This is a genomic window from Candidatus Paceibacterota bacterium, from assembly GCA_028714275.1.
Lineage (GTDB): Bacteria > Patescibacteriota > Minisyncoccia > Phycocordibacterales > CAINVO01 > CAINVO01.
The window spans coordinates 1-3,773 of record JAQTMP010000060.1 but is presented as its reverse complement, the minus strand read 5'-3'; the positions used below and the strand labels follow the sequence as shown (position 1 = coordinate 3,773).

Here is a 3,773-nt window from a genome sequence, read left to right as displayed (position 1 = left end):
AAAAAAACACCTTCAGGTTTTACATTGATTGAACTCTGGGTGGTCATCGCCATCATCGGTATCCGTTCATCAGTCGTTTTGGCATCTCTTACATCCGCTCGTTCAAAAGGTCAGGCAGCCGCAGTCCAGGCTCAGCTCTCAAACATGCGCGCTCAGGCAGAGTTGTACTACAGTAACAACAACAATGCCTACGGGACAGCTGCAAACTGTACATCCGGACAGTTCTCAGCATCTGCTGCAACTGGTGGTTTGGCAAACTTGGTTGCTGGTGTCACTAGCCAATCAGGCGCAACTCTTACTTGCTTCGCCTCAACAACAGCATGGTCAGCCTTTGCTACAATTGCTGGTAATCAGTACTGTGTAGACAGTACTGGTAAATCAACAGCTTCAACAACAGAAACAGGAGCTATGATTACAGCTAACGCCAACCTCTGTATCTAGTCTTTAAATTTCTAGGTTTTGTTAGCAAAAACCCCGCTCCTGCGGGGTTTTTGTATTACCAATCTATTTCAAGCCACACTCACTTTCCGTTGCAGGTCTCTGAACGGGTTAGCGAGTCCTCGAGCGCTTTAGTGAAGAGACCTGCAACGGAAAGTGAGGTTTCCTTGATAAAAACTTTAAGTGACATTTGTATCATACAGTCAATCTTGCGCCACCCACGCAGGGGATTACAATTAAGTTACAAAATATTATGTCTACGGAATTAGTCACAAAAAAGGAGTTCAATGGTTTTAAAGAGGAAATGTATTCCTTTAGAAAAGAGATGAATGCTCGCTTTGATCTCCTAGAAAAAATGCTAGCTAATAAATTTAACACTATAGATATTCGTTTCAACATTTTGGAAAACACTATGGTGTCTAAGTTTGCCGAAGTGGATAAGCAATTTCAGTTGGTAGATAAAAAGTTTGAAAGGGTAGACAAGAAATTTGAGGAAATGCGTGATTTTGTTCATACTGAAATTGAAGGTTTAGCAATCATTACCAATCGCTCCTTTAGTGATCATGGAAACAGAATTCAATCTCTGGAGAGAGTCGGACTATAATATCGTGCTATAATCTCGGCATGTTGCTTTTATTTTCCATCTACGTTTTTTGTCTTGGACTGATTGTGGGCAGTTTTTTAAATGTGGTGGCCTTGCGCTACAACACCGGCAGGTCAGTAGGGGGTCGCTCGCACTGCTTTTCCTGTCGAAAAGTTTTGCATTGGTATGAGCTGATACCCTTAGTGAGCTTTATGATTCAGGGCGGCCGCTGTCGTAAATGTAAAAGTAAACTCTCATGGCAGTATCCGCTCGGAGAGCTTGTCACAGCCCTGCTTTTTTTAGGTTCTTTTCTGCATAGTGTTTCGATATATGGAGTAATGAGTCTAGATAGTCTGACACTCTCAACCCTTTATCTAGCTATCTTCACGGCGATTTTATGTTTTATTTCTAGTCTCCTAATGGTCATTTTGATTTACGATGTTCGTCACAAGATTATTCCCGACAAGCTTTCGTTTTTGTTCGCGCTTGCCTCCGTGGGGGTGATTTTATTTCAAAACGATCTTTCATGGTGGCGAGTGCTGGCTGGTCCAATTGTGGCCTTGCCGTTTTATTTGATTTGGAGATTTTCAGATGGACGTTTGATGGGGCTGGGTGATGCCAAGCTGATGGCTAGCATCGGTTGGCTGCTTGGTCTGTCAGGTGCCGTCTCGGCTATTGTCTTGGCTTTTTGGATCGCGGCCGCGATCGCTATTCCACTGCTTTTTTTGCAAAAAGTTTTACCAAAAATGAGCTTGCGATACGCTAGGAATAAGCTTACAATTAAAAGCGAGATTCCTTTTGCCCCTTTTCTTATTCTCGGCATGTATCTTGTTCTCTTCTTTGGTTTAAATGTTTTTCCCTATGTCTTTACCTTTTAAAAATAGAAGTTTCCATTCAGGTTTTTCACTCATCGAGCTGGTGGTGGTCATCGGTATTTTTACTCTGATCATGGCCGTCATTCTTTTTAACCAAAGCAAGCTTTCCAGCTCGACTCTGGTAGACAATTTGGCTTATGAGACGGCTTTGACTTTGCGCCAAGCTCAGGACTACGGCATCGGCGTGCGCGCGGTCAATCCAGGTCTTGGCGCAGCTGCTTTTGCTGGAGGTTTTGGCGTTCATTTTGATAAAACTACCCCGACGACTTTTATTTTGTTTAAGGATGATGACGGCACCCATACTTACACTCCACCTTCAACTCCGGGGGGTACGGATCAGGTTTTAAGCATCTACAATATTGGTAACAATAATAGAATAAGCGCTTTGTGTATCAATAATAATTGCAACATGGCCTTTTCGACTTTGGACATCACTTTTACCCGTCCAAATCCAGAGGCCGTGATCATTTTGGACAATCAAAGTATTACCAATGCTCAGGCGAGTGCCCAGATAAAACTGACCACAGCCACAGGAGATAAGACCAAGACGGTCGATGTTCAGCTGAGTGGCCAGATATCCGTCCAATAATTTATGAAAAAAAATAAAGAAATTAAAAATTCTGTCGATCCAAAATCAGCTGGCTTTACGCTGATCGAAATGATTGTCTCGGTCGGACTCTTTGCAATTGTCATGACTATCGCCATTGGAGTGATCGTCAGCTTGCTCGATGGCAATAGAAAGGCTCAAGCCATCAGCTCGGTGGTGGACAACCTAAACTTTGCCATCGAAAGCATGACTCGAGATATCAAGACAGGGGTACATTATTATTGCGGTTCGGCGGATCAGGCTCTCAATCCCCAAACTTACAATCCTCTCAACTCAAATTGTAATCCCAGCGTACCAACCACAGTCATCTCCTTTATTTCCGCTTCTGGTCAAGGGATTACTTATAGCTATGACTCCGTCAACGGGAGAGCAGACAAGACGGTCTATGACAGTCTTGGTGGAGGAGTGGCCTATCCTCTGACCGGAACAGACGTAACCATCAATAAGTTAAACTTTTATGTCTACACTCCCGCCAAGGGCGCAGGACAGCCGGGAGCCTTGATGATTTTGACTGGTACGGCTAGCACGACCAAGACCAGCGTTTCCAATTTTTCTATTCAGACTACTATTTCTCAACGCGTGCTTAATATTTGATAAAAAATTATGAAATCTACCTCACTCAAAGCAAAAAATAAAAAAGGATTTACCATCGTGGAAACCTTGGTAGCCATCACCATCTTGGTCTTGGCTTTGACCGCCCCTCTCTCTATTGTGGCTCAAGCTTTACACTCAAGTTATTTTGCTCGCGATCAGGTGACGGCTTTTTATCTGGGCCAAGATGTCGTGGAATATATTCACAATCAACGTGATGCCAACTCTTTGGCCAACCTGTCTGACTCAACCCAATGGCTGAATGGTTTGAGTAAATGTTTTGCGGCGACCGGCTGTCAGATAGATGCCATTTCCGGCCAAATTACTGATTATGCCCCAGGCAGCTATCTTTACATTTCTAATACTACTGGGGCATATCGGTATACTCAGACTGGGGGGACGCCTACCAACTTTACTCGCACAGTTTTCATCACCAACCCCGATGGTTCTACGCCGACTGGGGCAAGTAAAGAAGTGGTGATCAAAGCGGTGGTGTCTTGGAATACAGGTTCTTTGGTCAAGAGCTATATTTTGAATGACCACCTATTCAACTGGGTATCAGTCTCATCTTCATAACCAATCGAATATATATCGAATATATTATGCAAAGAAAATATTTACACGAAATAAAAGAAAAAGGCTTTACATTGTTTGTGGCCATCATCGTGACCAGCTTGCT

At 43.4% G+C, this 3,773-nt stretch carries 6 protein-coding genes; all 6 read left to right on the top strand.

Going from position 1 to position 3,773, the window contains the following annotated elements; genetic code table 11:
- The coding region (locus tag PHF79_04110; GenBank protein MDD5318964.1) for a type II secretion system protein at positions 1-441 on the top strand (441 nt) is incomplete at its 5' end.
- A 250-nt stretch (positions 442-691) separates the two neighbouring features.
- The gene (locus PHF79_04105; GenBank protein ID MDD5318963.1) at positions 692-1,042 is read left to right on the top strand and encodes a hypothetical protein; all 351 of its coding nucleotides are present in this window, start codon (positions 692-694) and stop codon (positions 1,040-1,042) included.
- 20 nt (positions 1,043-1,062) lie between these two features.
- On the top strand, positions 1,063-1,899 hold the full coding sequence (locus PHF79_04100) for a prepilin peptidase (protein MDD5318962.1): 837 nt from the start codon (positions 1,063-1,065) through the stop codon (positions 1,897-1,899).
- Positions 1,883-2,485, top strand: coding sequence for a prepilin-type N-terminal cleavage/methylation domain-containing protein (locus PHF79_04095; protein ID MDD5318961.1), 603 nt, complete (start codon positions 1,883-1,885; stop codon positions 2,483-2,485). The genes PHF79_04100 and PHF79_04095 overlap by 17 nt, the downstream gene beginning before the upstream one ends.
- 3 nt (positions 2,486-2,488) lie before the next feature.
- Positions 2,489-3,097 (top strand): type II secretion system protein, encoded by a 609-nt coding sequence (locus tag PHF79_04090; protein MDD5318960.1) that lies wholly within the window; start codon positions 2,489-2,491, stop codon positions 3,095-3,097.
- A gap of 9 nt (positions 3,098-3,106) precedes the next feature.
- Positions 3,107-3,670 carry a prepilin-type N-terminal cleavage/methylation domain-containing protein gene (locus PHF79_04085; protein ID MDD5318959.1) on the top strand — a complete coding sequence of 188 codons (564 nt, stop codon included), beginning with the start codon at positions 3,107-3,109 and terminating at the stop codon, positions 3,668-3,670.
- Positions 3,671-3,773: the final 103 nt, after the last annotated feature.